Below are 25,648 nucleotides of genomic sequence, written 5' to 3' on the forward strand. Positions count from 1 at the left end.
TTTTCATACAGGACGCGAAATGAAGCTATTTTGCTACACACCGGGATAACCGTGGAGTTTCTAAACCACTTCCATAACGTATTCACGCTATATCATATCGCGTTACTTGTTGGCGGGACACTGGCAGGATTGATCTTAGGCGCATTACCTGGCCTCAGCCCGACTATGGCAGTCGCGTTAATGATTCCCTTTACGTTTCATATGCAACCGGCTGCCGGCTTGATACTGCTTGGCGCAATGTACACCGCGACCGTTGCGGGTGGCGCGATCAGTGCAATTTTAGTCAATGTGCCTGGCGCCCTTGCCAATATCGCCACCGCGCTGGACGGTCACCAACTGGCCAAAAAGGGCCGCGCTGCCGAAGCCTTGCACTACTGTTTTATGAGCTCATTTGTTGGCGGCATTATCGGAATATTTGTCCTCATATTTTTCACCCCGCCGCTGGCAGATCTGGCGTTGAAGTTTGGCCCCACCGAGCTGTTCTGGATCGCAATACTCGGCATAACTATCATCGGCACCATCGGTAGCGAATCCGTGGTCAAGGGGCTTTTTGCTGGATTATTCGGGCTTGCGCTCTCCACCATCGGCGACAATCCCATGCTCGGCGAAGACCGTTTCGTCTTTAGCGAACACCTGGAAAGCGGCATCCACATTGTCACTGCGTTGATTGGGCTATTTGCAGTACCGCAGGTCTTCAGCCTGCTGGAGCAATCAATGCCGAATAATGATTCCACGAACGATACCATGCTGCATGCTCTGGGAGAGTCACGGTTGATGCAATCATTGAAGCACAACCTGACCAGGGTACGGGCACTCAGCATTGGATCGTTGGTTGGTGTTATTGTCGGGGTTATTCCCGGTGCCGGAGGTCAAATCGCCGGGCTGATCGCATATGACCAGGTCAAGAAAACCAGCGGTGATGCCAGCAAATTCGGTAGCGGCGAGCCCGATGGCATCATCGCGGCGGAATCCGCCAATAATGCCATGGTCGGCCCATCATTGGTGCCGCTGTTAACGCTAAGCGTACCGGGCAGCCCAACAGCGGCGGTTTTGCTGGGCGGTCTTTTGATTCATGGCCTTTTCCCCGGGCCGGATCTGTTCACGATTCATGGCGATGTTACCTGGACCTTTATCAATTCTCTGCTGGTCGCGCAGGTATTGATGCTGATAATCGGGTTGATTTTAAGCCAACACAGTGGCTGGATAATGAAGGTTCCGGGTCCCTATATGGCGGCGATTATTCTGGTGCTGGCAGTTTATGGGACATATAGTATTCAGTCGAGCTACTCCGACGTGCTGATTATGTTTGTCCTTGGCTTGATTATGTTTTTCGGAGGCAAATTGGGTTTCGGTCCGGCGCCTCTGGTGTTAGGCATTATTCTTGGCCCCATCGCTGAAGATAATTTTTTACAGGGTCAATTGATCGGGCAAAGCAGCGGCAGCGCATTTGCTTACTTTACCTCCGGCACCATCAATCTGACGTTGATTTCAATTTGTATTGGCTCCATCATTTACAGCGTTTATTCCGGCGCCAAGTCGAAGCGGCAACAGCAGGAAAGCCCAGGCGGAGGCGCGGCATGATGATACGGTCAACTCATGCGGCTCAGGGGTGGTCGGCGTTTTTTGCCGTGCTGCTCGGTATTATTTTTACTGCGGCTGCTTTTTGGAACACCGATCCAGAGATCTACTTATTTCCACGCATTGTGGCTGGACTTATGCTATTGCTGGCATTGGCGCAGTGGGCCGGCGTTGTCATCCGCTTCGTAAAAAATAAATCTTTTGAACTACGCCCCATTTCAATAGAAGCGAGCTTTTGTGCGGAGTCTGCGTCCACGCCACGTGGATTAGCGAGCGGGCTCGCCTGGAAGGCGTTTCTGCCCGGAATAATTGTAGGAATCATCTATGTTTTGATTATGGAACGACTTGGTTTTTACGCCAGTTCATTGCTTACGTTTGTAATTATTACGTCAATCTATGGCAAGCACAACGCCCTCAATATGAAAGCGCCCGTTTATAAAGTGGGCTATAACATTATAGTTGGGCTAATTTTTATGGTATTTTTATATGCTCTTTTTTGGAGACTATTAAACGTCAGAACACCAACAGGTCTGCTATTTTGAATGACCCCTGGACTAACCTGTGCATCACGCAAAATAGTCTCCGCACTATCCGCAGTTGCGGAATAATAATTTTTACTGCAAGTCGTATTAAACGCCTCAATTGAGGCTAACTACCAATCCCTGGAGGAAAAAATGAAATCTCACAAATTAAAATACCTGGCGGCAAGCCTGGCAACCAGCGCACTGATATTAGGGGCTATGGCGACCGCCAATGCCCAGACCTATCCGGACCGCCCGATCGGCGTCATGGTGGCGTATAACCCAGGTGGCGCAACAGATTTTCAGGCGCGCATTGCGACGCTGTCATCTGATCTGCGCGACAAAAAACCCAGGCACCCGTATCCATTGGCGCGCCCATTTATGTGACCAACAAACCCGGCGCCGGCGGACGCAAGGGCTGGAACTGGTTTGCTGAAAAAGCGCCCGCAGACGGCTATATGATGGCAGCCTACAATGTTCCCCACTTCATCGCCCAATCAATTGTGTATGACACCAAATACAACATCAATAATCTCGAACCGGTCGGTAACTGGGGTGCAGATCCCGCGGTACTGATTGTCGGCAAGGACAGTCAATTTAACTCGGTTGCTGAGTTAGTGGAATTTGCCAACGCCAACCCCAAGGCCGTCACTGTAAGTGGTGCTGGCAAATATGTAGGGCATCACATTGCTTACTTGCAACTTGTAAAAGCCACCAGCGCCAAGATGACTTACGTTCCCGGCGCTGGCGGTGTGGGGGCGCTGAAATTAGTTAAAGGCGGCCAGGTAATGGCCGGATTTAACAATCTGTCTGACTGCGCTCGAGCCGCTGGGGATATCAAAATTCTGGCAGTGGCTGATCTTGAAAGACACGAATTTCTGCCCGACGTGCCGACATTAAAAGAGCTAGGAATTGACGTTGATAACTCAAGCGTCAACTTTCGTGGATTGATGGTGCCTAAGGGAACCGATCATGCCATCATTGATTATCTCGCCAAGAAAGTGCCCTTGATGTTCAACGAAAAGAAAAACCTTGGCAAAATGCAACAAACCAACTCTCCGGTACGGGTCATGAATCGTGATGAAGTAATAGCGATGTGGCAGGAACGACAGATTGCGCTGACCGATTTGCTGGCTGGATTGAAAGAATAATAGCATTCCTCTGTTGGTGACGCTTGTACATCGTCAAGCAGTATCGTCGGGCTGGCCTGGCGATGTATTTTTGTTACCGGTTTATATATGCCCGATTCGGAAACTAATCAAGAAATAGGCCTGGACCTGGACCCGGACCCGGGCATGGCGACGGAGATCAACGCCGTAGTCGCGCGTGCGCGCGCCGCACAGGCGATTTATGCGGCCTACGACCAGGCTGCCGTTGATGAGGTGGTCACCGCCGCAGGGTGGGCAATTGTTGATTCAGATAACAATCAGGAATTGGCCGAATTGGCGGTGGCGGATACCGGTCTCGGCAAGGTAACCGATAAATTCCTGAAGAATCGTAGAAAAACCATTGGTTTGCTGCGCGACTTGCGCGAAGCAAAGTCGGTAGGCGTTATCGCCGAATATCCAGAAAAAGGAATCATAGAAATCGCCCGGCCGGTCGGCGTGGTGGGCGCCATTGTACCTTCAACCAACCCTGCGGCCACACCCATTAATAAAGTAATCAACGCGCTTAAAGGACGCAATGCCATCATTCTGGCGCCCTCTCCCAAAGGCGATCGAACCTGTTTGAGACTGATTGAATTAGTCCATGCAGAACTGAACCGTGTCGACGCACCCACCGATCTGGTTCAAAAATTGCCCTCTCCGGTAAGCAAAGCGGCTACCCAACACTTGATGCAGAACGTAGATTTAATCGTTGCCACGGGATCACAAAATAATGTCCGCAGTGCCTATATCAGCGGAACGCCGACGGTGGGCGTCGGTATCGGGAATGTTGTCTCGATTATTGATGAGACCGCGAACGTAGCACGGGCTGCGCGAAAAATCGTGATTTCCAAATCCTTTGATAATGCCACCAGTTGCTCTTCTGAAAATAATCTGATCGTAGTCGATGCGCAGTATGATGCGGCTGTGTCAGCATTGATCGAGGAAGGCGCAGTATTACTCGACCAGGCGAACCGGGCCAGGCTACAACAACAACTCTGGCAACAAGGACATCTCAATCAAAACTTAATCGCCCGCGAGGCAATAGAAATTGTAGCGCTGGCGCAGCTGAGCACTGAAACCGACGATGCCACCCGAATCTTGTTGGTTGAAGAAAACGGCGTCGGTAAACAACACCCCCCGCGTCTATCTATCTGGGCAGGCGAGAAGCTGTGCCCGGTTTTGACGCTATATCGAACAGCGGATTTTGAGTCAGCAAAGCAGTTAGCGCGGGATATACTCGATTATCAGGGAAAAGGTCATTCGTTATCCTTGCACAGCAATGACCCATCCCGCGCTCTGGACCTGGGTCTCAACATGCCTGTATGCCGGATCATCGTTAATCAGATTCACTGCTATGCGACTGGCGGCAGCTTTGACAATGGATTACCATTTTCGCTGTCTATGGGCTGCGGCAGTTGGGGCAAAAACAGTATTTCCGACAACATGAACTACCGACATTACTTAAACACTACGCGCATCGCTTATCGCATCAAAGCCAACGAGCCAACCGAACAGGATATTTTTGGCAGATACTGGAAACAATACGATATCACACCTGCAACGAAGGCCTGAAACCTTGGCCAATGTGACGGTTCGCGGTCTGATTGACCAGTGCGCCCAGGCTTATCCCAATACCAATTTCTTGCTTTCAGCCGAAAGCGATTTGCGCATTAGCTTTGGCGAATTGCAACACCATGCCCGGCAAATCGAAAAATACCTTGACCAGCGTGGCATTGAACGCGGTCAAACCGCTGCATTGATGATGGGTAATGGTTGTTGGACTGCGACTCTAATGCTGGGGATTATGTATTCGGGTCGAGTAGTTCTGCCTTTGAATGTCGTCGCAGGCGCGGAGCAAATCGAATACGTGATCGAGCATTCCGATCTAAAAATAATTTTCTGTTCGAGCCACTACCGACTGTTGTTTGTCGATATTTTTGAAAAAATTGAATCCTTGGTCGATATTGTCCAATGCAATGAAGATACCGGTCCCGTTGATCTGGCATCCGCATCCCTGACCGCCGAGAAAAGCAATGCACCGATGGAGAGCAACCAAACGGCACTGATGGTTTATACCTCTGGCACCACCGGTCGGCCAAAAGGCGTTCTTTTATCCCATAAAAACGTAATTGCAGGCGGCGATAACACCGTTCAGGCACACCAACTTACCGCACAAGATCGAAGTCTTTGTGTCTTGCCGCTTTATCATATCAACGCTGAAATGGTTTCGATCATGGCGCCACTGGTGAGCGGCGGCAGCGTCGTCATTAGTCACCGACTCAGCATTTCCAGATTTTGGAACTGGATTCTTGATCATCAGTGTACCTGGTACAGTGCGGTACCCACCATATTCTCCTATCTGATTGAACATCGACAAAGCAACCCCGAACTCGGCCCGGATAAAACGCTATTGAACAAACAATTGCGTTTTGCCCGTTCCGCCTCGGCCGCCCTGCCGTCGGCAACCCGTGAAACCTTTGAATCGTTATTCGGTGTTCCCATTATTGAAACCATGGGCATTAGCGAATGTGCGGCCCAGATTTTGTCAAACCCGATGAATCGCAGCAAATGCAAAGTGGGTTCTCCCGGTATTGCCTTTGGCAACGAGGTTCGCATTGTCGATTCCAGCCGACGTGAAATTCCAGCTTATGCTCAGGGCGAAATAGCCGTACGCGGAGATAACATCATGCAAGGTTATTACAAAAATCTCGAGGCCACCCAACAGGCTATAGACGATGATGGATGGTTTTATACAGGAGACATTGGTTTCTGCGATGATCAGGGTTTCGTTTTTGTCACTGGCCGGATTAAGGAATTGATCATTAAAGGCGGTGAAAACATCGCACCAAGAGAAATCGACGACGTTCTTTACAGACATCCCAGTGTGCTGGAGGCCGCTGCGTTCGGCGTGCCAGACAAAAACTACGGCCAGGAAGTAATGGCTGCGGTATCTCTGAAACCCAATACAACATGTAACGAATCCACGCTTCTTGAGCACTGTGAAAAACGGCTGGGCAAAGTAAAATCACCGAAACGTATTCGCATTTTGAACGAACTGCCCAAAGGGCCTTCGGGGAAGATACAACGACTTAAACTGCAACAAACCTTGGCAAGCACTTAGGTCAGATTGCACAATGCGACTGATTCTAACGTTTTCATAATTCTTTCAATTAGTTATAGCTCATTCGTACCACAGATTCGTGCGCCGCCTCCTTTCAGATAATGCTGAGCCATCATCCTGCTTTGGACTAACCTGCTTGAAAGCGCGCCAGCGCGTCGCCGCTTGCGATTGCCTTCCTGGCCCGTTGCGCGCCATCCGATAAACTTGCCGCCAATCCAACATGCATGAGACCAATCGCCGCACCATAAACCAAACTGTCATGCATTGCTCCCGGCTTATTTGCCAGGGCATCGAGACCCCGCTCTAGGTTATGCGCTACTACAGCATCAAGTATTTGTGTGTTCTGAAAACCGGTTTGTTTCATTACGGCTGCAAACTGATTCGGAATGGCAACCATGCGCGCATCCTGCTCAATGCCCAATTCCTTGGGCACCAGCCGATGTAATTGAATGGCTTGATTACCCCGATACGAGAAATATCGTGATAACTGACTCAGTGAAGGGATGCATCCGCCTTCAACACCGCGAATAATCATGGCTGAATCGAATCCGCAATGCTTCGCCAGCAGCGCATAAATCGGCGGATACGCCTGGTGCACAAATCCAGTGAGCAAATGGGTTGAGCGGCAACCAAACAACGGGCGCAATACGACTTCCAGCGTTGACAAGCAACTTCGTTTGACCATTGTGTCGCGTAATTCAACCAGATCATGCAGACTAGGGATGTAGTGTTTCTGATCGAGATAGGTCCAGCCTACCTCGGTATTGTCCAGGCAGGCGGTGCCATCGGCCAAGCTTTTGTCAACATTTTTTCCGGCAGATTCGAGAACCATGCGTGTCGTAATGCCATATTTTGGACCGACTGATTCGAGTCCGTGGGTATAGGTTGGCAGACCACATGCCGCAAACACCGCGGGCAGAAAGGGTGTTGCAATCAAGCCGCGCAGGCAACCATTGAATGGATCTGCCACGGCAAGAATCTCGGGTGATGCGGTTTGTTGCGTCCGTGTGTTCTTGATCAAGGCATTTAAAACACCTATATTCTCTGCGTCGCTCTCGCGTTTCATTCGTAACGCGATGAGAAATATACCGGCCCGAACCGGATCAATTTCGCCATCGAGAATCATCGACATGCCGTCTTCAGCCTGGGCCTGGTCAAGTGATTTGCTTAATTCCGGCCCAGTGGCAATAAGTTGTAGATAGACCCGCATTCGCGATTGTGGGTTGGCCATATCATTCATCGTTGGTAGCCGCTTGCAATGATATCAAGGTCAAATATAAAGAACAAAATCGTTAACCGCGTGGCTAACGCTTTAACAGGTTATTTTTTTCAATACAAATTGAAATTCGTTTTCTGATTGGGACGATTCCAGCAACTCGTTACCCGTTTGATTTGCAAAGGCTTCAAAATCTTTTACCGATCCTGGGTCGGTTGCCAAAATCCGAAGCGTCTGGCCGGGCTCAAGCCCTCCCAGTGCCTTTTTTGCCTTCAAAATGGGTAGCGGGCAGTTGAGCCCGCGCGCATCAAGCTCTTGATCAAAATCAATCATAAATAATAACCTCCATATCCAGTCATGGTAAAATTACAATGAGTTACATTCATTTTAGCACCATTCAGTTGTCTTGAACCTTGTTAAATATGGAAGTTCTGAATAATGCCGTCCTGGCGTTATCCGAGCAACAACATCCAATAACCCAACAGCCAAAATGACTCTTTTAGATTTGTGGGTGGATTTTTTTGAAAAAATGCGGATGGTGAATCAACAAAATTCAGTTCAGCCGTAGAATTAGCCAGTGGTAAAATCAGATTGTGTTGGCTTTGTCAGTGAAGCCAGCGCGTCGATACCATTGTCTGGCTTTTTCCCGATCCACAGGAAGCCCACGCCCCTCTTCATGGATTATGGCCAATGTGGATTGTGACCCCGCTAGCCCCTGCTCGGCTGAGCGGGTAAACCACTCAACCGCTTTTATCGCGTCTTTGCCAATACATTCACCTTCTAAATACATAAATCCCAAGCCATGTTGTGCGAACCTCAGATCCTGTTTCGCTGCGGATACCATACATTTAAACGCCAGCAGTTCGTTGGCCACGACCCCCAGACCATTTTGATACATTATCGCCATTCGGTATTGTGCTTCGGCATTGCCAGCCTCGCTGAGCGGCGACAAAAGTTTCATTGCCATGGTAAAATTTTTAGTTTCAAATGCAGCGATGCCGCTTTTTAAACTCATTTCTTTGCTGTCCATCATACCGGTCTCGCTTCCAGAACTTGGGAAAACAGCATTAAGGTTAGGTTTGATTGCCGGAAGGTTGATCTTCCTGAGGTACACTTCGTTTTGGAATTATTAGAACGAGCGCCGAGCCTAGAAAATATAAAAAGTTTGGGTTTTTCATATATGCTCGTGCCCGAATCATTCACCTCGTTTAATTATTTTTTGGAACGGGCGCCGAGTATAGGCTTCGTTTAAGTTTGGTGTTGAATTCAAGCTCGTGCTCGTTCCTTTAAAATCAAAGGGGTGCGAAGTGCACCTCGTTTAATTATTTTTTGGAACGGGCGCCGAGTATAGGCTTCGTTTAAGTTTGGTGTTGAATTCAAGCTCGTGCTCGTTCCTTTAAAATCAAAGGGGTGCGAAGTGCACCTCGTTTAATTATTTTTTGGAACGGACGCCGAGTATAGGCTTCGTTTAAGTTTGGTGTTGGATTCAAGCTCGCACTCGTTCCTCAAAAATAGTAGGTATGCGAAGTGCACCTCGTTTAATTATTTTTTGGAACGGGCGCCGAGTATAGGCTTCGTTTAAGTTTGGTGTTGGATTCAAGCTCGCACTCGTTCCTCAAAAATAGTAGGTATGCGAAGTGCACCTCGTTTAATTATTTTTTGGAACGGGCGCCGAGTATAGGCTTCGTTTAAGTATGTTGTTGGATTCAAGCTCGCACTCGTTCCTCAAAAATAGTAGGTATGCGAAGTGCACCTCGTTTAATTATTTTTTGGAACGGGCGCCGAGTATAGGCTTCGTTTAAGTATGTTGTTGGATTCAAGCTCGCACTCGTTCCTCAAAAATAGTAGGTATGCGAAGTGCACCTCGTTTAATTATTTTTTGGAACGGGCGCCGAGTATAGGCTTCGTTTAAGTATGTTGTTGGATTCAAGCTCGCACTCGTTCCTCAAAAATAGTAGGTATGCGAAGTGCACCTCGTTTAATTATTTTTTGGAACGGGCGCCGAGTATAGGCTTCGTTTAAGTATGTTGTTGGATTCAAGCTCGCACTCGTTCCTCAAAAATAGTAGGTGTGCGAAGTGCACCTCGTTTAATTATTTTTTGGAACGGGCGCCGAGTATAGGCTTCGTTTAAGTATGTTGTTGGATTCAAGCTCGCACTCGTTCCTCAAAAATAGTAGGTGTGCGAAGTGCACCTCGTTTAATTATTTTTTGGAACGGGCGCCGAGTATAGGCTTCGTTTAAGTATGTTGTTCACCTCGTTTATAAATTCTTGGAACGTGGCATCGAGTATTGGCTTTGTTTAAGTTTGGTGTTGAATTCAATCTCGTGCTCGTTCCTTTAAAATCAAAGGGGTGCGAAGTAGAATTCAAGCTCGCACTCGTTCCTCAAAAATAGTAGGTGTGCGAAGTGCACCTCGTTTAATTATTTTTTGGAACGGGCGCCGAGTATAGGCTTCGTCTAAGTATGTTGTTCACCTCGCTTATAAATTCTTGGAACGTGGTATCGAGTATTGGCTTTGTTTAAGTTTGGTGTTCACCTCGTTTATAAATTCTTGGAACGTGGCATCGAGTATTGGCTGTGTTTAAGTTTGGTGTTGAATTCAAGCTCGTGCTCGTTCCTTTAAAATCAAAGGGGTGCGAAGTAGAATTCAAGCTCGCACTCGTTCCTTTATAATATTTAGAGATGCGAAGTGCGCAATCTGTGGGCGCCGATTATACGCAACCAGTCGGCTTGGGCAATCCAGCATATTTACACGCCTGTTTAGCCGGGCCATACGGAAACAATTGATAAAGATATTTGCTGTTGCCCTTGTCCTTGCCCAATTCTTTACCGATAAATTTTGTCAATACACGCACCGCAGGCGCGATGTGATATTTCTGGTAATATGCGCGCAGAAAATTAATCACCTCCCAGCGATTCTCGTCCAAATCGCAATCATCCAGCTTGGCCATATAATCAGCGATCTCAGGATTCCAATCGGACAGGTTAGCGAGATAACCCTCTTCATCGGTGTCGTAAGTGCGACCGTTAAATTCGAGAAGTTCTGCCATTGTGCTTTCTTCTATCAGAAAAAGAGTCTACGCGGATTAGCGTGGGTAAATTCTGAACCAATCGAAGTCGTTTTCTTCGCATCTTCTGTTTCCTCATTTATTTAATGAAAATTTAAGGAAACTCTGATTTACGGTGGTGACACTCAAATTGTCGAATTTTATTCTCAAGCATTTATTATCTGATTGGCGGGATTTCTTAATTGGCGGTATTTGTTAACGGTATTTGGCTTGTTTCAGAAGCAAGAGCACAATTGCTACTAGCCAACCCTTTCAAGAAAGTCGATTTTCCAGAACCTGAAGCACCGTAAATCAGACAGCAATGCCCATCAGTTTGCACACCACAAATATCAAAAATTACAACGTTATTATACTCGGCACGCAAGCGTTTTATATTGCAAATCATGTTATTTTTCCACTAGGGCTAAAAACGAATAAACTTAACGTTAGTGAACGTGTTGGCCCAATGCAATTCCGAGATGATGAGTTGCATGGTGATCATCTTGAACCATAAAACCTGAAAATCCAAGAGCTTTTATTTTTAGAGCTTCATTGTCATCTTCAGATACCACACGGATTGAATGCCCCTTTTCAACTTTTCTAAATGAAATATCCCACTTTGGCCGTACGCTCCTCAAGAAATCTGAGTGGGCAGGAATCATTGTATCCATGGCTCTGGTGGAATTTTCATCACCTGTTACATTCATCACAAGACCATTTGATAATTCTTGTTTTTCAACACTTGTGTATATCATCAACGAATTCATATCCTTCAAATGCTCCCAAAGAGCGTCCATATCAACATTAGCCCAGTTGATATCTTCTCTTTCAGCTATCTTGTTTATCTCCGATATTGCTGCAAAGATTGACTGGCCTGATTCATGTGGCGTCCAAGGCAAAGGTTTCTCTGCCATTTGTTTTTGTTGCAACAATTCACCCACATCCTCTTGCAAGCAATTCAGTGGAAAATGCTGACAGTGCAAACTGATATCCGCGTGATCTTCTTTATTCATTTGGCCAAAAACACTTTTCCCCCAAAAAAAGAAGACTAAACACATCACACAACTAAAAGCTAACTTCTTACTCATTACCTTGTTAACACCCTCATGTTGATAGTCTTGACTGCTGTTATGCGCTCTCCAAGGCGTGTTGTCAATAGTCTGTATGGGTCTGTGGATTCAACCCTGAAGTGCAACAGAGGGTAGTATGCCGAACAGTGCTTGATTCGGCGTTTTCATGCTAAGACATTTGCGTGGTCGGTTGTTGAGTTGCCGCACCACCCGTGCCAGTTGCGAGGCCTTGATGGTCGCAAAATTATAGGTCTCTGGCTAGCACTGAATCAAGGAGGCGTACCGAAGATTGTCGGCCGAGGCATGAAGGGCAAGATGATATTGCAGGAGACTAGCCATGGATATTGTTCACACTGCTTACAACCAAGATTGAACTTTGTCATTTTTTACTGCGAGATCGACAAACCCTTCGTATCCCACAATTTGAATACCCTTAATCAGACGCGCCGGCTGCAGTCCTCTTGCCATCAGGTCTGGCTCAAGAACGTATATGCTGTGCATTGTCACCGCCTGTTTGACGGCTTTTTCTATCGCCGAATCTTTCAATGCCGCATAGACCGCGTCCTCAATCAGCAAAATATCGCTGCCTTTCTTGGCCAGTCGCAAACTGGTATTGAAACTGTTTTTTTCAAACGGTGATTTGTTCACGGTATGTAACATTTGACCACTCTAATATGCAAGGCTAACAGGCGAGGCTAATAGGTACGGCTAATAGTCTAATAATTAAGCAGAACATCCTGCTCGGCGATGATATCCGCGAGTTGTTCACTATCAACCACACGAATGGATGGTTTTTCCTGATAGTCGTCATTCTGGTCTTCATAGGTTAACGGCATGAGATCCTCAACGGTCAAGCCACGCGCCTGCAAAGACTCCTTTTCCACATACAACGTGGTAATGTCGTAGTCGCCCAAGGCGCGGTATGCCGGCGAGAAATTCTTTATGCCGGATTTTGACGTATCTTGTCCTTTTTTTAGTTGAAACACGCCATCGTCGACGAACGCCATAGACACATCCTGGTCGAATGCGGCCCCAATCAAGGCAACCTCAAGCCCCTCCAGCGAATAAATCGAGCCATATGGCGCAGTTCGATTTATGTACATAAATTTCTTTATCGTGCTCATCGTAACTTACCCGCTCGTTGACTTGCCTGCCGCTGCCCTTAGTCGCCAAACACCATCAAACGGTCGGCTTGAATTCCGGTCTCAATCAATTGTCCCAAGCCCGATATTCGAAATCCGTCGGCAAGATTTTCGGCTGCTTTGCGGTTTCGTTTGGCTTGGTCGGCATCAACAATTCCGCGCCGCTGGGCAGCCGCCACACAAACCACAAGATCAAGATTGTGCTCCTTTGACAACGCCGACCAGCGCTTGACAATATCGCGATCATCCTTTGGCGGAGTAGCCAGATTGGTGCCGTTGTTGACGCCGTCATGGTAATAAAAAACACGCACTATCGTATGACCGGCCGCCAACGCCGCCTTAGTGAAATGGTAAGCCGTATCAGATGACTGATGCTGGTATGGGCCCTCGTTGATCACTATGCCGAATTTCATATCAGTAGTTTTTCAGGGGTTCTGCTGTGATTACAATCGGATATAAGTTGACGATTTCAAATTCTTGCGTGAACCGCGCCAATGATCAATATGGCGCTTGACAACGGCAATCCAGTGCGCTCAAAGAATCGTGACCAGCCGATACGCTCGATCCAGTCATTGATACTTTCCCAGTCTTTTTTCAAGATTATCGACAGTTTCGTAGTACCTATTGCTCATCATGGCTAATTGTGCCGTAAAAAACGGACTGGCGGGATTAAATATCAGGCAGTATTGATAATGCTATACTGTTCGTCACAAAATCGCAGTGACAAAAGGCGCCGCGAATTTTTACTCCCCCGCGCCCTTTCACCAAATTGGAATGCGGATAACGACTTGGCTTGTTTCCATAATCAACAGTGAGAACCTTGCATGAACGATAAAAAAACGCCTCCTATCGAGCCGGTTAGCGGAACTGCAATTCCCCGCTATGCCGGGCCATCCACATTTTGCCGATTGCCTGAATTGAGAGATGTGCCGTATTGCGATGTCGCCATTTTGGGAATTCCTTTCGACTCCGGCACCAGTTATCGACCCGGCGCGCGTTTTGGCCCCCAGGCAATCCGTCAGGCATCCCGACATTTGCGAACTAATTTTCATCCCGCTTACGACACCGAACCTTTCAAGACGCTTCAAGTCGCGGACGCCGGGGATGTTGGATGTAATCCATTTAACATCGATGAAGCCATTCAGCAAATCGAAACCGCAGCCACCGAATTATTCACAAAAGCCCATGCCATTGTCAGTTTGGGCGGCGACCACACTATCGCGGTGCCGTTATTGCGCGCTGTAAATAAACAGGTTGGCCCGGTGGCGTTGGTGCATTTCGATGCGCATCTTGACACCTGGGACACTTATTTTGGCGCGCCCTATACCCACGGCACGCCATTCCGACGGGCAGCGGAAGAAGGATTGTTTAATGATGATGCCTCCATACATGTGGGAATTCGCGGCCCTTTATATAGTCGGGAAGATTTACAGAGCGACCAAGAACTTGGGTTTAAGGTCGTGCATTGCGACGAATTAGAGTCGCACGGCGTCGATCATGTGGTTAAACGTATTCGGGAGCGGGTGGGCAACCATCCATTATATTTATCCATCGATATTGACGTGCTGGATCCAGCCTATGCGCCAGGCACTGGCACCCCGGAAATTGCCGGGCTGTCCAGCCGTGAACTGGTCAATATTATTCGCGGGTTGCAAGGGTTGAATTTGATTGCCGCGGATATTGTTGAAGTCGCACCCGCTTATGATCATGCTGAGATTACGGCGTTGGCGGCAGCAACTATTGCATTTGAGATGATAAATTTAATGGCGTGCCGTGCTTGAGTGTTTGTAATTTTCCGGCGAAAATTACTGGATTTATTCTTTCGCGGGAATGACCGAGCGAGGCGGGAATTGTTGAGTGGATTTTAATATTCGCACCGCGATGGTTGATGATGCCGAGGCGATTAATCGGATCGGGAATTGGTATATTGAGAATTCCGCGGTAAATTTTGATACGGAAAAATGGAGTTTAGCGCAGCGTATTGAATGGGTCAGGACATTTAATCTGCCCGACTCGCCTTACAATCTGTTGGTTGGTCAGGACAGTGGCGGGATTATTGGGTTTGCCTGTAATACCCGATTTAAGCCTAAGGGCGCATACAATACTTCTACCGAAACCACGGTTTATATTGCATATGACATCAAATCTGTGGGCCGAGGAGGAAAGCTATATAGCGCTTTAATGGATTTAATTGCTGAGCAAGATATTCACCGGGCTTATGGGTTTATTACGTTGCCCAATCAGGCATCTATTGATTTGCATCAACGGTTAGGGTTTAGGTTGGTCGGAAAGTTTGATGAGGTTGGGAGAAAGTTTGGAAAATATCATAGTATTGCTTTGTATCAGAAGAAGTTTTAGGGTGCGCAATTCAAACTGTTATTCGAACCGCAGATAACAAAGTTGGGTAATGTATAATCCGCTCCTCACACGCAAAGAATCGCCTACGAAAAAATTGACAGCATGACCCGACCGAGCAATCGCCCAAGCAATCGCATGGCGGACGAGATGCGTCCGGTGAGTATTATCCGCCATTACACCAAGCATGCCGAAGGCTCTATTTTGATTTGTTTTGGCGATACCAAGGTGCTTTGCAACGCCAGCATAGAAAATCGGGTTCCGCATTTTTTACGAAACTCCAGGCAGGGATGGGTCACTGCCGAGTACAGTATGCTACCCCGTTCAACCAATACACGTATGGACCGTGAAGCCACTCGGGGCCGGCAATCGGGGCGGACGCTTGAGATTCAGCGCTTAATCGGCCGATCTCTGCGTGCCGCGATTGACGCCAAACTGTTGGGGGAGCGCACGATCACGATAGATTGCGATGTTTTACAAGCCGACGGTGGCACCCGCACGGCATCGATAACCGGCGCTTATGTGGCATTGGTTGATGCCGTGAACAAGTTGATTGCTGACGGCAAGATCAAACAAAATCCGATTCATCGCGCGATTTCATCGGTATCCGTCGGCATCTATAAAGGTCAAGTGGTGACAGATCTGGATTATCTTGAAGACAGTCATGCCGAGACCGACATGAATGTGGTGATGGATGATGATGCCAGATATGTCGAAATCCAGGGCACTGCGGAACGAACGCCCTTCTCCCGAGAAGTTATGAATGAAATGTTGGATCATGCCCAGCAAGCGTGCCAGTCTTTGTTCGAAATTCAACGCTCAAGTTTGGAGAACGCTTAAATTCTTGTTTGATAATGAAAATTGTTCTGGCCACGGGTAATCCAGGCAAAATCAAGGAACTCCAAACACTTTTACGCGATTCAGATCACGAAATCACCGCACAGATCGATTACGGCGTGGGTGATGCGGATGAAAATGGCATTAGTTTTGTCGAAAACGCATTGATTAAAGCCCGGCACGCGAGTCTGCACACCGGCCTTGCGGCAATCGCCGATGATTCAGGGCTTGGGGTCGATTATTTAGGGGGGAAACCGGGTATCCATTCGGCGCGTTATGCCGGCGAAAACGCCACCGATCAGGAAAATATCGATAAATTATTGGCTGCGCTTCAGGGCGTGCCGCTGGAAAATAGAAATGCCCGATTTCACTGCGTCATTGCCTTGGTCAAGTGTGCCGACGACCCCAATCCTGCAATTTTCCATGGCCGATGGGAAGGGCGAATTGCCGATACACCGATGGGCAATAATGGATTTGGATATGATTCGGTTTTTTACATTCCCGATTTAGGATGCACCTCAGCGGAACTCCCAGCATCGGTTAAAAACAAAAACAGTCATCGTGGGAAAGCGCTTCGGCAGTTGCGGCGACAGTTGATATAATAATGAAAATTTTTCTGAAATAAACAATCCTGATGCATCTGCAAAAACTGGTTACGTTCAAGGGACGAAAGGGCGCATTGCTGCTTGTGGTTGCCGATGGCGTGGGTCTGGCTGAGGCAGGGCCTGCCAATGCGCTTTCCCTGGCCAACACTCCGGTTATCGATGAGTTATTGAAATCAAGGCTCAGCACCCGACTGCATGCCCACGGCACCTATGTTGGGCTGCCCACAGATTCGGATATGGGTAATAGCGAGGTCGGCCACAATACGCTGGGTGGCGGTCGTATTTTTGATCAGGGCGCCAAGCTGGTTAACGCGGCATTTGCGAGCGGCGGCATTTATCAAAGCGAGTGCTGGCAGGAAATCGAAGCGCGTGGAAAACAGGGCAAAACCATCCACTTTCTTGGATTGCTGTCTGACGGCAATGTGCATTCCCACATAGACCATTTATTGCAGTTGGTAAAACGTTGTCATCAATCGGCCATTGCATCGGTGTGCGTACACGCCTTGCTGGACGGTCGTGATGTCGATCCAAGATCGGCGCCAAAATACCTCGGCCAACTCCAGGAGGTCCTGGACGAGGTAAATATGTCCGGAGATTTTAACTATCGGATTGCCTCCGGTGGCGGTCGCATGGCCATCACCATGGATCGATACCAAGCGGATTGGGGCATGGTGAAGCGAGGATTTGATACCCATGTTTTAGCTAAAGTCACGGGAATCGGCCGCGAAGTCGCCAGCGCATTGGATGAAGTGAACCGGCAATACCAAGCCAATCCGAAACTGTCCGATCAATATCTTGCCCCCTTCGTGGTGGTTGACGACCAAGGCGCAGTCGGGAAAATGGCTTCAGGCGATGGCATGGTTTTGTTCAATTTTCGCGGCGATAGAAGCATTGAAATTTCCCAGGCATTGGAGCACTCTGATTCTTCCCGGCCTGATTTTTCTGAATTTGATCGTGGAGATTACCCGCAAGTCTATTTTTGCGGGATGCTGCAATACGATGGCGATCTCAAAGTGCCTAAAAACTATTTGGTCAATCCGCCGCTCATTGAACGCACTATGGTGGAATTCATGTGCGCCGAAGGCATGCGCACCTTTGCCGTGAGCGAGACGCAAAAATTCGGGCACGTCACCTATTTCTGGAATGGAAATAAATCCGGTTATATCGACCCATCCCTTGAAACCTATATCGAGATTCCATCGGATAATTGCGAGTTCAACCAGGCGCCGGCAATGAAAGCGGTGGAAATCACCGATGCCACTATTAAATTGATTGAATCAGGGAAATTTGACTTCGGCAGAATAAATTTCGCCAATGGCGACATGGTCGGGCATACCGGCGATATTCCGGCGACGGTGCAATCCTTGGAATGCGTCGATAAATGTCTTGGGCGTTTGCTTGATTGCATTAAAAAACATAACGGCATTTTGATATTCACTGCGGATCATGGCAACGCCGATGAAATGTTTGTCGAAAAAGACGGTCAACGAATCGTAAAAACATCTCATTCGCTAAACCCGGTGCCCTTTGCCATTGTGGATAGCGCAGTTGACAGCGTGGGCGATGACGCCTATCAACTAAATGGCAGCATTGAAGGCGGTCTCGCCAATGTGGCCGCCACCGTTTTCAACTTGCTCGGTTATCGCGCGCCAGAAGATTATCAGCCTTCATTAATCGCTTTCGCCAACGAACCGAATCGACGAGCGATTTATCGAGGCGGCGTGATCGATCTTGGACTTGAGACATCAAAACTGCCCAATGATGAAATCATGGCAATAGAAGTTGTTCGACACCCCGGCGGTGCAGTGGTTGTGGCGATGGATGACAAAAACAACCTTTGCATAATCAAGCAGTTCCGCCATGTCGTGAATGATTGGATCTGGGAGTTTCCGGCCGGCATCATCGAAATTCATGAACCCGCAGAACAAACAGCGCGACGAGAACTCAAGGAAGAAACCGGATTGGGCGCAGCACAATGGCACGCTTTGGGCTCAATCCTGACCACGCCCGGCTTTTGCGACGAACGGCTGCATATATTCCTCGCCACCGACCTTGCCAAAGGTGAAACCGCCCACCAGGCGCACGAATTCATGGAAATACATTGGCTGTCCATACATAAAATCAAGGCAATGGTTAAGGCCGGTGAAATGGATGACGCGAAGAGCATCGTCGCGCTTTACCAAGCACAGGAATATTTATCTCTTATTTAAGCGGCGCTGGATCAGTTGGTATAATCAGGAAAAGCGTGAGTGGAAAATTTAATTTTCGCTTTACAATCTCATTTGCACGAGTTGTTTCAAATTTGGCCGCTGCAAATTCACCTGGAAATTGACTTGTCCCACGAGCGCTCGAATACCAGACTATCGTTTTTATATGCCTTCAGATTGGCTTTTACATGGAAGTAATTCTGATCGCACCACATTTCCGTGGTAGTCTCGGTCAGGGTCTTCCATTTGTCGCGTTGTAGCAGTTGGGTGCCGGTGATTCTGGAGCGGGCGCTCAGCGGATCGCCGGGGTCGATGGTATGCAATTCATGGTTGGTTTCATGCGTGATCAAGCCGTGGACATTGCTCTTCGACTTGCCAAAATCGTTGAGGATTTCCACGTCGGTGATCTGCTTTCCAAGGTCCTTGGTGACCTTGCGGAAACTGTTCGCGGGAGTGAGTGTTTGCTGGTCATATGGTTCACAGGTGACTGCCTGCGGAAATTCCGGCACCATACCATCAGCGTGTCCGCCGGCGTTTTCGTATCGCGGCAGATCGATGCGGCATTCGGCTGCGTATAATTTCAGGGTGGTGTTGCATGCCGACGGCCAGAGCAACGGCCAGTGAGCGGTCGAGACGGCGACCCGGATGCGGTGCCCGGCCGGCACAACATAACCGCAGTCATCCAGTTTGAACTTAACGGTTTCGCGCCGGCCCGGAATCATGGGTTGCGGATGCTCAAAACCGCGCCGATGGGCCAGGTTCAACACGCCATAAGTGATCAAGGCACTGGCGCCATCCGCCGCCACATCGCACAACCTTGCGATGACATTTCCGTGGGGATGGTCGGCCTCAAGCGCGAGGGTTATTTCGGGGGCGCCGAATAAAATCAGCGGGTCGTCCAGGACCTCGGCGTCAAAAACGAGAGAGCGAGCGTCGTCATCGCGTTGATCCGTGGGCCAATCCGGCCCAGACCACATGATGCAGAATTCGCCGCCGTTGGTTCCGGTATCTTCGGGCGAGTTGATTCGGTGTTCGGCGCGCGTGTCCGCATTCCCGTCGGACACCCGGCTGAGTCCATCGGGGCGCAGGAAAAACCGGGCAGCCTTGACCCGATCGCTCGGCCACCGATGTTCGGCGACCCAGCACCCCGGCCTGAATTGGTAGCTGGATTGCGGCGCGATGCCGTCCATCAGGTAGGCGCGATAGAGCGGTTCCGTCATAACGCCATTGTCGATGCCCTTTAACCAGTGATCCCACCAGCGCACGGCAATTTGCAGGAAACCGATGCGGGGTTGCGGCACCGCGATATGCGGATACTTGTGCGCCCATGGGCCGATGATTCCCTGCCGTGGGCATTCAAGGCACTCCAACATGCGCGGCACGGTATTGGAATAGGCGTCGTGCCAACCGCCGATCAACAGCGTCGCCGCTTCAATGGCGGCGTAGTTGCGATCAATGGAGCCGTGCTTCCACAGATCATCCTGGTTGGGATGACTCAACCATTTTTCAATCAGCAAAGGCGTGTTCTTGAGCCGCTGCATCCATATCTCCTCCCAGTCATCGGGCCGTAGCAGCGGGTCCGGCGGACGCGAAGAATAAGAAAACATGGTACTCGCCCAGCCGAGATTCTCCATCAACAAAGCGCCGCCTTTGTAGTGAATATCATCGCTGTAACGATTATCGGTCGAGCACAGCGATATGATGGCCTTGAGCACATGGGGGCGGCATGCAGCAACCTGCAAGCTGTTAAACCCGCCCCATGAAATGCCCATCATGCCGACGTTGCCGTCGCACCACGGTTGCCGGGTCAGCCAATCGATCACCTCGAGTGCGTCATCTTGTTCCTGTTTCAGGTACTCATCCAGCATGAGTCCATCGGACTCCCCGTTTCCCCGCAGGTCCACACGAACGCCGACGTATCCGTGCCCGGCAAAGTAAGGGTAGGTCAAGGTGTCGCGCTCGCATGTGCCGTCACGTTTGCGGTAGGGCAGGTATTCCAGGATAGCGGGAACAGGATTCGATGGCGCATCTTCGGGCATCCAGATTCGGGCCGACAATTTGAGTCCATCAGACAGCGTAATCCAGATATTTTCGATTTCCTTAACGCTACGCGAAAATGAAGTAACAGTGGTCATCGGATGGTCACCTGTAAAATAAAATAAACTCCTTCCCAAATTGAGTGGATAACTTTCATCTAACTATCCCATCAGGATAAGAATCCTTGATATCAGGAATCCGGGCGTATAAATATTTGTCTATCATGGGGGATATGTTAATCTCACCACTCGATTTGGGGAAGCATCTTTTGTTGTACATAAACCTGACTGAGGAATGACGATGCCATACTGATTGAATGTACCGAACTAACGGCTGGCTCGACATGGCATCCGGCAGTCTCTATACCCTTCTTAATATACAGTTTTAGCTTTATGTCTTTTGAAAAATTAACCCGGGTTTATTGTCAAATCCAGTTGATTTATGGCCATCGGAGAAAATATTGTTAGGTTATCTGGCACTCATACTTTAAGTTAGGTCATGCCAAATCCGAGTTTCGCCAATAACCTCAGACTGCTGTGTAATCAACAACCGTCAGTGGCACACGTCTGCCGTTTAATTGAAATCAACCGAACAACAGTTCAACAAATATTTAAGTGGCACGGTTTATCCGTCCAGGCACAATCTCGAACGAATCTGTCGCTTCTTTGATGTCGATCAAGAGAGCATAAATCAGACCGAAAAGGAATTTCGTCAGAAACAGAATTCCAGGTTGCAAGCAGATGCCGATGACGCACGAACCCGATTAGATATTAACGAGTGGATTGATACGTTACCCAACTCCATCGACCTGCTGGAGCGCTACAAGGGATATTACTACAGCCACTTTCACGCCTTGGGCTATCCGGGTTATCTGGCCCGTAGCCTTATCCACCTGTACCGTCACGAGGATCGGTTTTACACAAAGTCCGTGGAGCACCTGTGGGACAAGGAATTAGAAACCAGCCATCACCACCGTTTCAAATACCGTGGTCTGGCATTGTACCTTGCTGACCGTATTTTTCTCACAGAGCATGAAACCCTGACTCGCCAGGTCGTGTGCCACACCATTCTATACCCCAACTATCACAACAACATCGACTATCTATCCGGCATAACTATCGGTGTCAGCAGCCTCAACGCACATGTGCCCAAAGCCACCCGAGTCGAATATCAATATCTGGGTGAATCCATTGACTTAAGAAACGCGATAAACGGATGTGGTCTGTTTAGCACTGATAGCACGGCCATAATTGACCGGATTCGAGAACGTATTTCTAACGACATTGCGCCAGATGAATATATGCTAACCGCTCGCGGTCAATAAACAGCATCTGAAATTATCTGTCAGCAAGAAAGATTAAGTTAACGGTTTTCCATTGTATCACCCGGTTTCGCAGCCGCGAAATTGCTGGCATTCTTATTTCAGGGTATCCTGTTGTACACTGTGACGAATGCAAAATCAGGAGCGTCTTATGCGTTGTGTGGTTGCTTTAATGCAGCATGAAACAAATACTTTTTCACCTCTCGCCACCCCCTTGCACGCTTTTGCCAGCGGCGTTGGTTTGAGCGACCCACCCTGTGGTGATCAGGCTGTCGAGATTTACAGTTCTACTGATTTCGCATTTGCCGCATTGCTTGATGTCGCCAAGGCACGGGACGCTGAAATATCCGTTCCGGTCGCCGCCTATGCCGAACCCAGCGGTAAAGTTGACGATGATGCGTATGAAACCATTGTGAGCAAAATATGTGAGGACGTTGCAAAAGGTTGTGATGCGGTGCTACTGGATTTACACGGTGCCATGGTTACTCACTCATACGATGACGGTGAAGGCGAATTGTTAAAGCGTATCAGACGGATAAACGCCAAAGTACCGATAGCGGTAGCCCTGGATTTTCATACAAATTTAACCAAAGACATGGCAGAGAATTGCACCGTTGTTGATGGATATCGTACTTATCCACATATCGATATGTATGAAACTGGCAAACGAGCGGCGCAATCTTTGTTTCATATCCTGGAGACGGGAGTGTCAACGAAAATTTGCTGGCGTACTGTACCGATAATGACCCACATGATTAAACAAACACCACTGCAACAACCAATGAAGGACATCATGAATCAAGCGATTAGTGCCACAGAATCCGGGAAAGTTTTAAATGCCTCGGTTTTCGGCGGCTTCCCTCTCGCGGATATCCCGCATGTTTCCTTGAGCGCGTTAACTGTGGAACGCGCGGATAGTAACAATGGTGAAACCATCGTAAACGAGTTATGCGACATGTCGTGGCAGCGCAGAGCGGATTTTATTTTCGAAGCAGAAGACTTGAAAAAATCCATAACAAGAGCAAAACAGATGTCCGATTACCCGGTGATTATTGCCGACCACGGTGATAACAGCGGCACAGGCGGCAGTGCGGATGATCTTACCGTTTTGGATGAGATGCTTAACCAAGGCCTGAAAAATATTATTGCCGGACCGATCTGGGATCCGTCCGCAGTGGATCAAATGATCGAAGCCAGCGAAGGCGCGTCAATAACACTACCGGTTGGAGGAAAAACAGATGTCCCTTCCATCGCCCAAATCGGGCATAGTCTTACCTTGAGTGGGCGGATCTCAAAAATCACAAACGGCAGATTCACCATTACCGGCCCAATGCAAACTGGACTCAGGGTAAATCTGGGACGCACCGCTGTACTAAAAACCGATGGACTGGAATTGTTGATGAGCGAACAACGCTGGGAGCCCTATGACCTCGGTTGCTTTACCCACGCTGGAATTGACCTCTTAAAGAAACACTATGTTCTGATCAAATCGCGACAACATTTCAGGGCATCCTTTGAAAAAATTGCTAAACACATCGTGCTGGCAGCAGGACCTGGCGTGTGCAGTTCTGACTATACTCAATTCAGGTTTAAGAATCTGCCTTGTCCTGTTTACCCTCTTGACCTGGAATCGGCGGCACCCCGGACCGGATGTCAATCGCACTACAGTACGCACCATGACGCATTCTGACGCAATTTCTATGACAGGTTGCGAAATTGTAGATTGAACCGCTATACCTTAGATTAGACGCATAAGTGGTTAACTCACTAAAATTTTTCCAATCACCGATCAATCACAGAGGAAAACAGACAATGAAATCGAAACATCAGATGGTCGCATCAGACCTAAAACGAAGACGATTCCTAAAGACATCCGGTGTACTGAGCATGGTAGCCGCCACTGGCGGAGTCTCAGAAATAATCTATGCCCAGAATAAGAAAATTCTCAACATTCGTACTTATGCGGATATGCGCAGCCTGGATCCGGCGTTTTCTCAGGGCATTGTAGATGAAGAGATTCAAAGCAGCATCTATAGCAAATTGATCCAGTACAAGCCGGGCCGCAAATGGGGATATGACCTGGATGCGGCGGAATCTATCGAACAGGTAGATGACACCCATATTAAATTCAAGTTGAAGCCGGGCATCATGTTTACCGGTGGCTACGGCGAGATGACCGCAGAAGACGTTAAGTATTCATACCAACGAATTATCGATGAATCTCTCGAATCCACCAATACCCCGGACTGGGGCTCGTTGAAAGAAGTTACAGTTGACAGCAAGTATCAGGGCACCATCGTCTTCAATGAACCCTATCCGCCGGCCTGGAACATCGCCCTTCCATATATCGTTGGGAATATTGTCAGCAAAAAAGCATGGGAAGAAGCGGGTGGCAAGGTGGATACGACTACCCCTTGCACATCAGGGCCTTACTTGCATCAGGAATGGCAACCGAAACAGAAAACCATCCTGGCGCGCAATCCCGACTGGCACGGCGGCCAAGCAGGCTTTGACGAGATTCACATTTTTCCCATCGACGATGAAAACACGGCTCAGATCGCTTACGAGTCCGGTGATATTGACTGCACCCGGTTATCTCTGGGTTCAGTAGGCAATCTCAAAGCTTCACCGCCGGAAAATTCTACTGTAGAGGAGTATCCTTCTCTATACTATGTATGGGTAGGCATGAATGTCGAAAACGAAATCATGGCTAACGAAAACCTGCGCAAGGCCGTTCAGCACTGTATCGACGTTCCATCCATACTCCAGGCTTCTTATTTCGGTGCTGCTGAACCTTCAACGGGTATCATCGCACCCGGATTGATTGGTTACCGTCCGGAAAGTTTAGTGCCACCAGAAATGAACATTGCCAAAGCTCAGGAATACCTTGAAGCCGCGGGAATGAGTGGCGGCGCCAACATAACGCTGGATGTATTGAATAAGGCGACTAATGTAACCACCGCTCAGGTGATTCAAGCCACCTGCGCCCAGGCTGGCATAAATGTTGAAATCAATCTGCACGAATCCGGCGCATTTTGGTCGCTGGGCGATTCCAGTGCGGGCGAGCGCTACAAAGATATTCAACTTATTCTTAACCGCTTTTCAATGGCGCCGGATCCTTCCTACGCCACTGCCTGGTTTATAACCAGTCAAAAAGGTATCTGGAATTGGGAACGCTACAGCGACCAAGAATTCGACAGGCTGGAGGCCGCAGCCAAGATGACATCTGACAATGCCCAACGCGATGAAATGTATCGCAAGATGCAGGATATGATGGAACAAAGCGGGGCATACCGCTTTATCACCCATGAGGCAACGCCGGTAATTTATCGCAATAGCATAAAGCCTGCATTCCGACCGGACGGTTTGCCGTTACTGCGTTCATTTACCAGTGCTTGATCGATTCGAACTCCCCTGCCACGACGATGTGATCGACAACAAT

At 48.6% G+C, this 25,648-nt stretch carries 22 protein-coding genes and 3 pseudogenes; 14 read left to right on the forward strand and 11 right to left on the reverse strand.

What is annotated here, in order from left to right; translation table 11 throughout:
* Positions 1-51: 51 nt before the first annotated feature.
* The 5 genes and pseudogenes from ACPXXB_RS09485 to ACPXXB_RS09505 all read left to right on the forward strand — a co-directional run bounded on the left by ACPXXB_RS09485 (position 52) and on the right by ACPXXB_RS09505 (position 6,368).
* On the forward strand, positions 52-1,581 hold the full coding sequence (locus tag ACPXXB_RS09485) for a tripartite tricarboxylate transporter permease (protein WP_423906944.1): 1,530 nt from the start codon (positions 52-54) through the stop codon (positions 1,579-1,581).
* Positions 1,578-2,120 carry a tripartite tricarboxylate transporter TctB family protein gene (locus ACPXXB_RS09490; protein WP_423906946.1) on the forward strand — a complete coding sequence of 181 codons (543 nt, stop codon included), beginning with the start codon at positions 1,578-1,580 and terminating at the stop codon, positions 2,118-2,120. The genes ACPXXB_RS09485 and ACPXXB_RS09490 overlap by 4 nt, the downstream gene beginning before the upstream one ends.
* A gap of 198 nt (positions 2,121-2,318) precedes the next feature.
* Positions 2,319-3,250: pseudogene (locus tag ACPXXB_RS09495) on the forward strand (Bug family tripartite tricarboxylate transporter substrate binding protein).
* An 87-nt stretch (positions 3,251-3,337) separates the two neighbouring features.
* A complete protein-coding gene (sauS, locus tag ACPXXB_RS09500; RefSeq protein ID WP_423906947.1) occupies positions 3,338-4,819 on the forward strand; it encodes an acylating sulfoacetaldehyde dehydrogenase in 1,482 nt (493 codons plus the stop codon).
* A 13-nt stretch (positions 4,820-4,832) separates the two neighbouring features.
* Complete coding sequence (locus tag ACPXXB_RS09505; RefSeq protein WP_423911096.1) at positions 4,833-6,368, forward strand: AMP-binding protein; 1,536 nt, start codon at positions 4,833-4,835, stop codon at positions 6,366-6,368.
* 127 nt (positions 6,369-6,495) lie between these two features.
* Here the strand turns inward: ACPXXB_RS09505 and ACPXXB_RS09510 are convergent, their stop codons facing one another.
* The 10 genes and pseudogenes from ACPXXB_RS09510 to ACPXXB_RS09555 form a co-directional block, all read right to left on the reverse strand.
* Positions 6,496-7,608 carry an anthranilate phosphoribosyltransferase gene (locus ACPXXB_RS09510; RefSeq protein ID WP_423906949.1) on the reverse strand — a complete coding sequence of 371 codons (1,113 nt, stop codon included), beginning with the start codon at positions 7,606-7,608 and terminating at the stop codon, positions 6,496-6,498.
* Positions 7,609-7,680: 72 nt separating this feature from the next.
* A complete protein-coding gene (locus ACPXXB_RS09515; protein ID WP_423906950.1) occupies positions 7,681-7,917 on the reverse strand; it encodes a sulfurtransferase TusA family protein in 237 nt (78 codons plus the stop codon).
* Positions 7,918-8,170: 253 nt separating this feature from the next.
* On the reverse strand, positions 8,171-8,617 hold the full coding sequence (locus ACPXXB_RS09520) for a tetratricopeptide repeat protein (RefSeq protein WP_423906952.1): 447 nt from the start codon (positions 8,615-8,617) through the stop codon (positions 8,171-8,173).
* A gap of 1,679 nt (positions 8,618-10,296) precedes the next feature.
* Positions 10,297-10,635, reverse strand: a complete 339-nt coding sequence (locus tag ACPXXB_RS09525) for a TusE/DsrC/DsvC family sulfur relay protein (protein WP_423906954.1) — start codon at positions 10,633-10,635, stop codon at positions 10,297-10,299.
* A 196-nt stretch (positions 10,636-10,831) separates the two neighbouring features.
* Positions 10,832-11,038, reverse strand: coding sequence for a hypothetical protein (locus tag ACPXXB_RS09530; protein WP_423906956.1), 207 nt, complete (start codon positions 11,036-11,038; stop codon positions 10,832-10,834).
* 40 nt (positions 11,039-11,078) lie between these two features.
* Positions 11,079-11,720, reverse strand: coding sequence for a hypothetical protein (locus ACPXXB_RS09535; RefSeq protein WP_423906958.1), 642 nt, complete (start codon positions 11,718-11,720; stop codon positions 11,079-11,081).
* A gap of 339 nt (positions 11,721-12,059) precedes the next feature.
* Positions 12,060-12,362 (reverse strand): sulfurtransferase complex subunit TusB, encoded by a 303-nt coding sequence (tusB, locus tag ACPXXB_RS09540; protein WP_423906960.1) that lies wholly within the window; start codon positions 12,360-12,362, stop codon positions 12,060-12,062.
* 56 nt (positions 12,363-12,418) lie between these two features.
* Positions 12,419-12,826, reverse strand: coding sequence for a sulfurtransferase complex subunit TusC (tusC, locus tag ACPXXB_RS09545; RefSeq protein ID WP_423906961.1), 408 nt, complete (start codon positions 12,824-12,826; stop codon positions 12,419-12,421).
* A 38-nt stretch (positions 12,827-12,864) separates the two neighbouring features.
* On the reverse strand, positions 12,865-13,257 hold the full coding sequence (gene tusD / locus ACPXXB_RS09550; protein ID WP_423906962.1) for a sulfurtransferase complex subunit TusD: 393 nt from the start codon (positions 13,255-13,257) through the stop codon (positions 12,865-12,867).
* Positions 13,258-13,287: 30 nt separating this feature from the next.
* Positions 13,288-13,436: pseudogene (locus ACPXXB_RS09555) on the reverse strand (dissimilatory-type sulfite reductase subunit beta); the annotation flags it as partial.
* A 232-nt stretch (positions 13,437-13,668) separates the two neighbouring features.
* Between ACPXXB_RS09555 and speB the strand changes: the two are divergent.
* The 6 genes and pseudogenes from speB to ACPXXB_RS09585 all read left to right on the forward strand — a co-directional run bounded on the left by speB (position 13,669) and on the right by ACPXXB_RS09585 (position 18,851).
* Positions 13,669-14,625, forward strand: coding sequence for an agmatinase (gene speB, locus ACPXXB_RS09560; protein ID WP_423906964.1), 957 nt, complete (start codon positions 13,669-13,671; stop codon positions 14,623-14,625).
* 76 nt (positions 14,626-14,701) lie between these two features.
* Complete coding sequence (locus tag ACPXXB_RS09565; RefSeq protein WP_423906965.1) at positions 14,702-15,202, forward strand: N-acetyltransferase family protein; 501 nt, start codon at positions 14,702-14,704, stop codon at positions 15,200-15,202.
* Between the two features lie 102 nt (positions 15,203-15,304).
* On the forward strand, positions 15,305-16,039 hold the full coding sequence (gene rph / locus ACPXXB_RS09570; protein WP_423906967.1) for a ribonuclease PH: 735 nt from the start codon (positions 15,305-15,307) through the stop codon (positions 16,037-16,039).
* An 11-nt stretch (positions 16,040-16,050) separates the two neighbouring features.
* Positions 16,051-16,638, forward strand: coding sequence for an RdgB/HAM1 family non-canonical purine NTP pyrophosphatase (rdgB, locus tag ACPXXB_RS09575; protein ID WP_423911099.1), 588 nt, complete (start codon positions 16,051-16,053; stop codon positions 16,636-16,638).
* A 32-nt stretch (positions 16,639-16,670) separates the two neighbouring features.
* A pseudogene (gene gpmI / locus ACPXXB_RS09580) lies at positions 16,671-18,317 on the forward strand (2,3-bisphosphoglycerate-independent phosphoglycerate mutase); the annotation flags it as partial.
* Between the two features lie 93 nt (positions 18,318-18,410).
* On the forward strand, positions 18,411-18,851 hold the full coding sequence (locus ACPXXB_RS09585) for an NUDIX hydrolase (protein WP_423911101.1): 441 nt from the start codon (positions 18,411-18,413) through the stop codon (positions 18,849-18,851).
* 107 nt (positions 18,852-18,958) lie between these two features.
* Here ACPXXB_RS09585 and ACPXXB_RS09590 read toward each other — a convergent pair whose 3' ends face one another.
* On the reverse strand, positions 18,959-20,983 hold the full coding sequence (locus tag ACPXXB_RS09590; RefSeq protein WP_423906969.1) for a CocE/NonD family hydrolase: 2,025 nt from the start codon (positions 20,981-20,983) through the stop codon (positions 18,959-18,961).
* A gap of 479 nt (positions 20,984-21,462) precedes the next feature.
* On the opposite strand from ACPXXB_RS09590, the gene ACPXXB_RS09595 reads away from it, so the two are divergent.
* The 3 genes from ACPXXB_RS09595 (at position 21,463) to ACPXXB_RS09605 (ending at position 25,605) form a co-directional block, all read left to right on the forward strand.
* Entirely contained in the window at positions 21,463-22,209 is a 747-nt protein-coding gene (locus ACPXXB_RS09595; RefSeq protein ID WP_423906971.1) for a hypothetical protein, read from the forward strand.
* A gap of 127 nt (positions 22,210-22,336) precedes the next feature.
* Positions 22,337-23,896 carry a M81 family metallopeptidase gene (locus ACPXXB_RS09600; RefSeq protein ID WP_423906973.1) on the forward strand — a complete coding sequence of 520 codons (1,560 nt, stop codon included), beginning with the start codon at positions 22,337-22,339 and terminating at the stop codon, positions 23,894-23,896.
* Between the two features lie 122 nt (positions 23,897-24,018).
* Complete coding sequence (locus ACPXXB_RS09605; protein WP_423906974.1) at positions 24,019-25,605, forward strand: ABC transporter substrate-binding protein; 1,587 nt, start codon at positions 24,019-24,021, stop codon at positions 25,603-25,605.
* The last annotated feature ends 43 nt before the right edge of the window (positions 25,606-25,648 follow it).

It is taken from the genome of Candidatus Spongiihabitans sp., assembly GCF_965237845.1.
Classification (GTDB): Bacteria; Pseudomonadota; Gammaproteobacteria; order Arenicellales; family Poriferihabitantaceae; genus Spongiihabitans.

What these genes read in the sequence shown, in the direction of transcription:
- ACPXXB_RS09490 (WP_423906946.1), top strand. Translation starts at nt 1,578, where the DNA reads ATGATGATACGGTCAACTCATGCGGCTCAGGGGTGGTCGGCGTTTTTT.
- sauS (WP_423906947.1), top strand. Translation starts at nt 3,338, where the DNA reads ATGCCCGATTCGGAAACTAATCAAGAAATAGGCCTGGACCTGGACCCG.
- ACPXXB_RS09510 (WP_423906949.1), bottom strand. Translation starts at nt 7,608, where the DNA reads ATGAATGATATGGCCAACCCACAATCGCGAATGCGGGTCTATCTACAA.
- ACPXXB_RS09515 (WP_423906950.1), bottom strand. Translation starts at nt 7,917, where the DNA reads ATGATTGATTTTGATCAAGAGCTTGATGCGCGCGGGCTCAACTGCCCG.
- ACPXXB_RS09520 (WP_423906952.1), bottom strand. Translation starts at nt 8,617, where the DNA reads ATGATGGACAGCAAAGAAATGAGTTTAAAAAGCGGCATCGCTGCATTT.
- ACPXXB_RS09525 (WP_423906954.1), bottom strand. Translation starts at nt 10,635, where the DNA reads ATGGCAGAACTTCTCGAATTTAACGGTCGCACTTACGACACCGATGAA.
- ACPXXB_RS09530 (WP_423906956.1), bottom strand. Translation starts at nt 11,038, where the DNA reads ATGATTTGCAATATAAAACGCTTGCGTGCCGAGTATAATAACGTTGTA.
- ACPXXB_RS09535 (WP_423906958.1), bottom strand. Translation starts at nt 11,720, where the DNA reads ATGAGTAAGAAGTTAGCTTTTAGTTGTGTGATGTGTTTAGTCTTCTTT.
- tusB (WP_423906960.1), bottom strand. Translation starts at nt 12,362, where the DNA reads ATGTTACATACCGTGAACAAATCACCGTTTGAAAAAAACAGTTTCAAT.
- tusC (WP_423906961.1), bottom strand. Translation starts at nt 12,826, where the DNA reads ATGAGCACGATAAAGAAATTTATGTACATAAATCGAACTGCGCCATAT.
- tusD (WP_423906962.1), bottom strand. Translation starts at nt 13,257, where the DNA reads ATGAAATTCGGCATAGTGATCAACGAGGGCCCATACCAGCATCAGTCA.
- speB (WP_423906964.1), top strand. Translation starts at nt 13,669, where the DNA reads ATGAACGATAAAAAAACGCCTCCTATCGAGCCGGTTAGCGGAACTGCA.
- rph (WP_423906967.1), top strand. Translation starts at nt 15,305, where the DNA reads ATGACCCGACCGAGCAATCGCCCAAGCAATCGCATGGCGGACGAGATG.
- ACPXXB_RS09585 (WP_423911101.1), top strand. Translation starts at nt 18,411, where the DNA reads ATGGCAATAGAAGTTGTTCGACACCCCGGCGGTGCAGTGGTTGTGGCG.
- ACPXXB_RS09590 (WP_423906969.1), bottom strand. Translation starts at nt 20,983, where the DNA reads ATGACCACTGTTACTTCATTTTCGCGTAGCGTTAAGGAAATCGAAAAT.
- ACPXXB_RS09600 (WP_423906973.1), top strand. Translation starts at nt 22,337, where the DNA reads ATGCAAAATCAGGAGCGTCTTATGCGTTGTGTGGTTGCTTTAATGCAG.
- ACPXXB_RS09605 (WP_423906974.1), top strand. Translation starts at nt 24,019, where the DNA reads ATGAAATCGAAACATCAGATGGTCGCATCAGACCTAAAACGAAGACGA.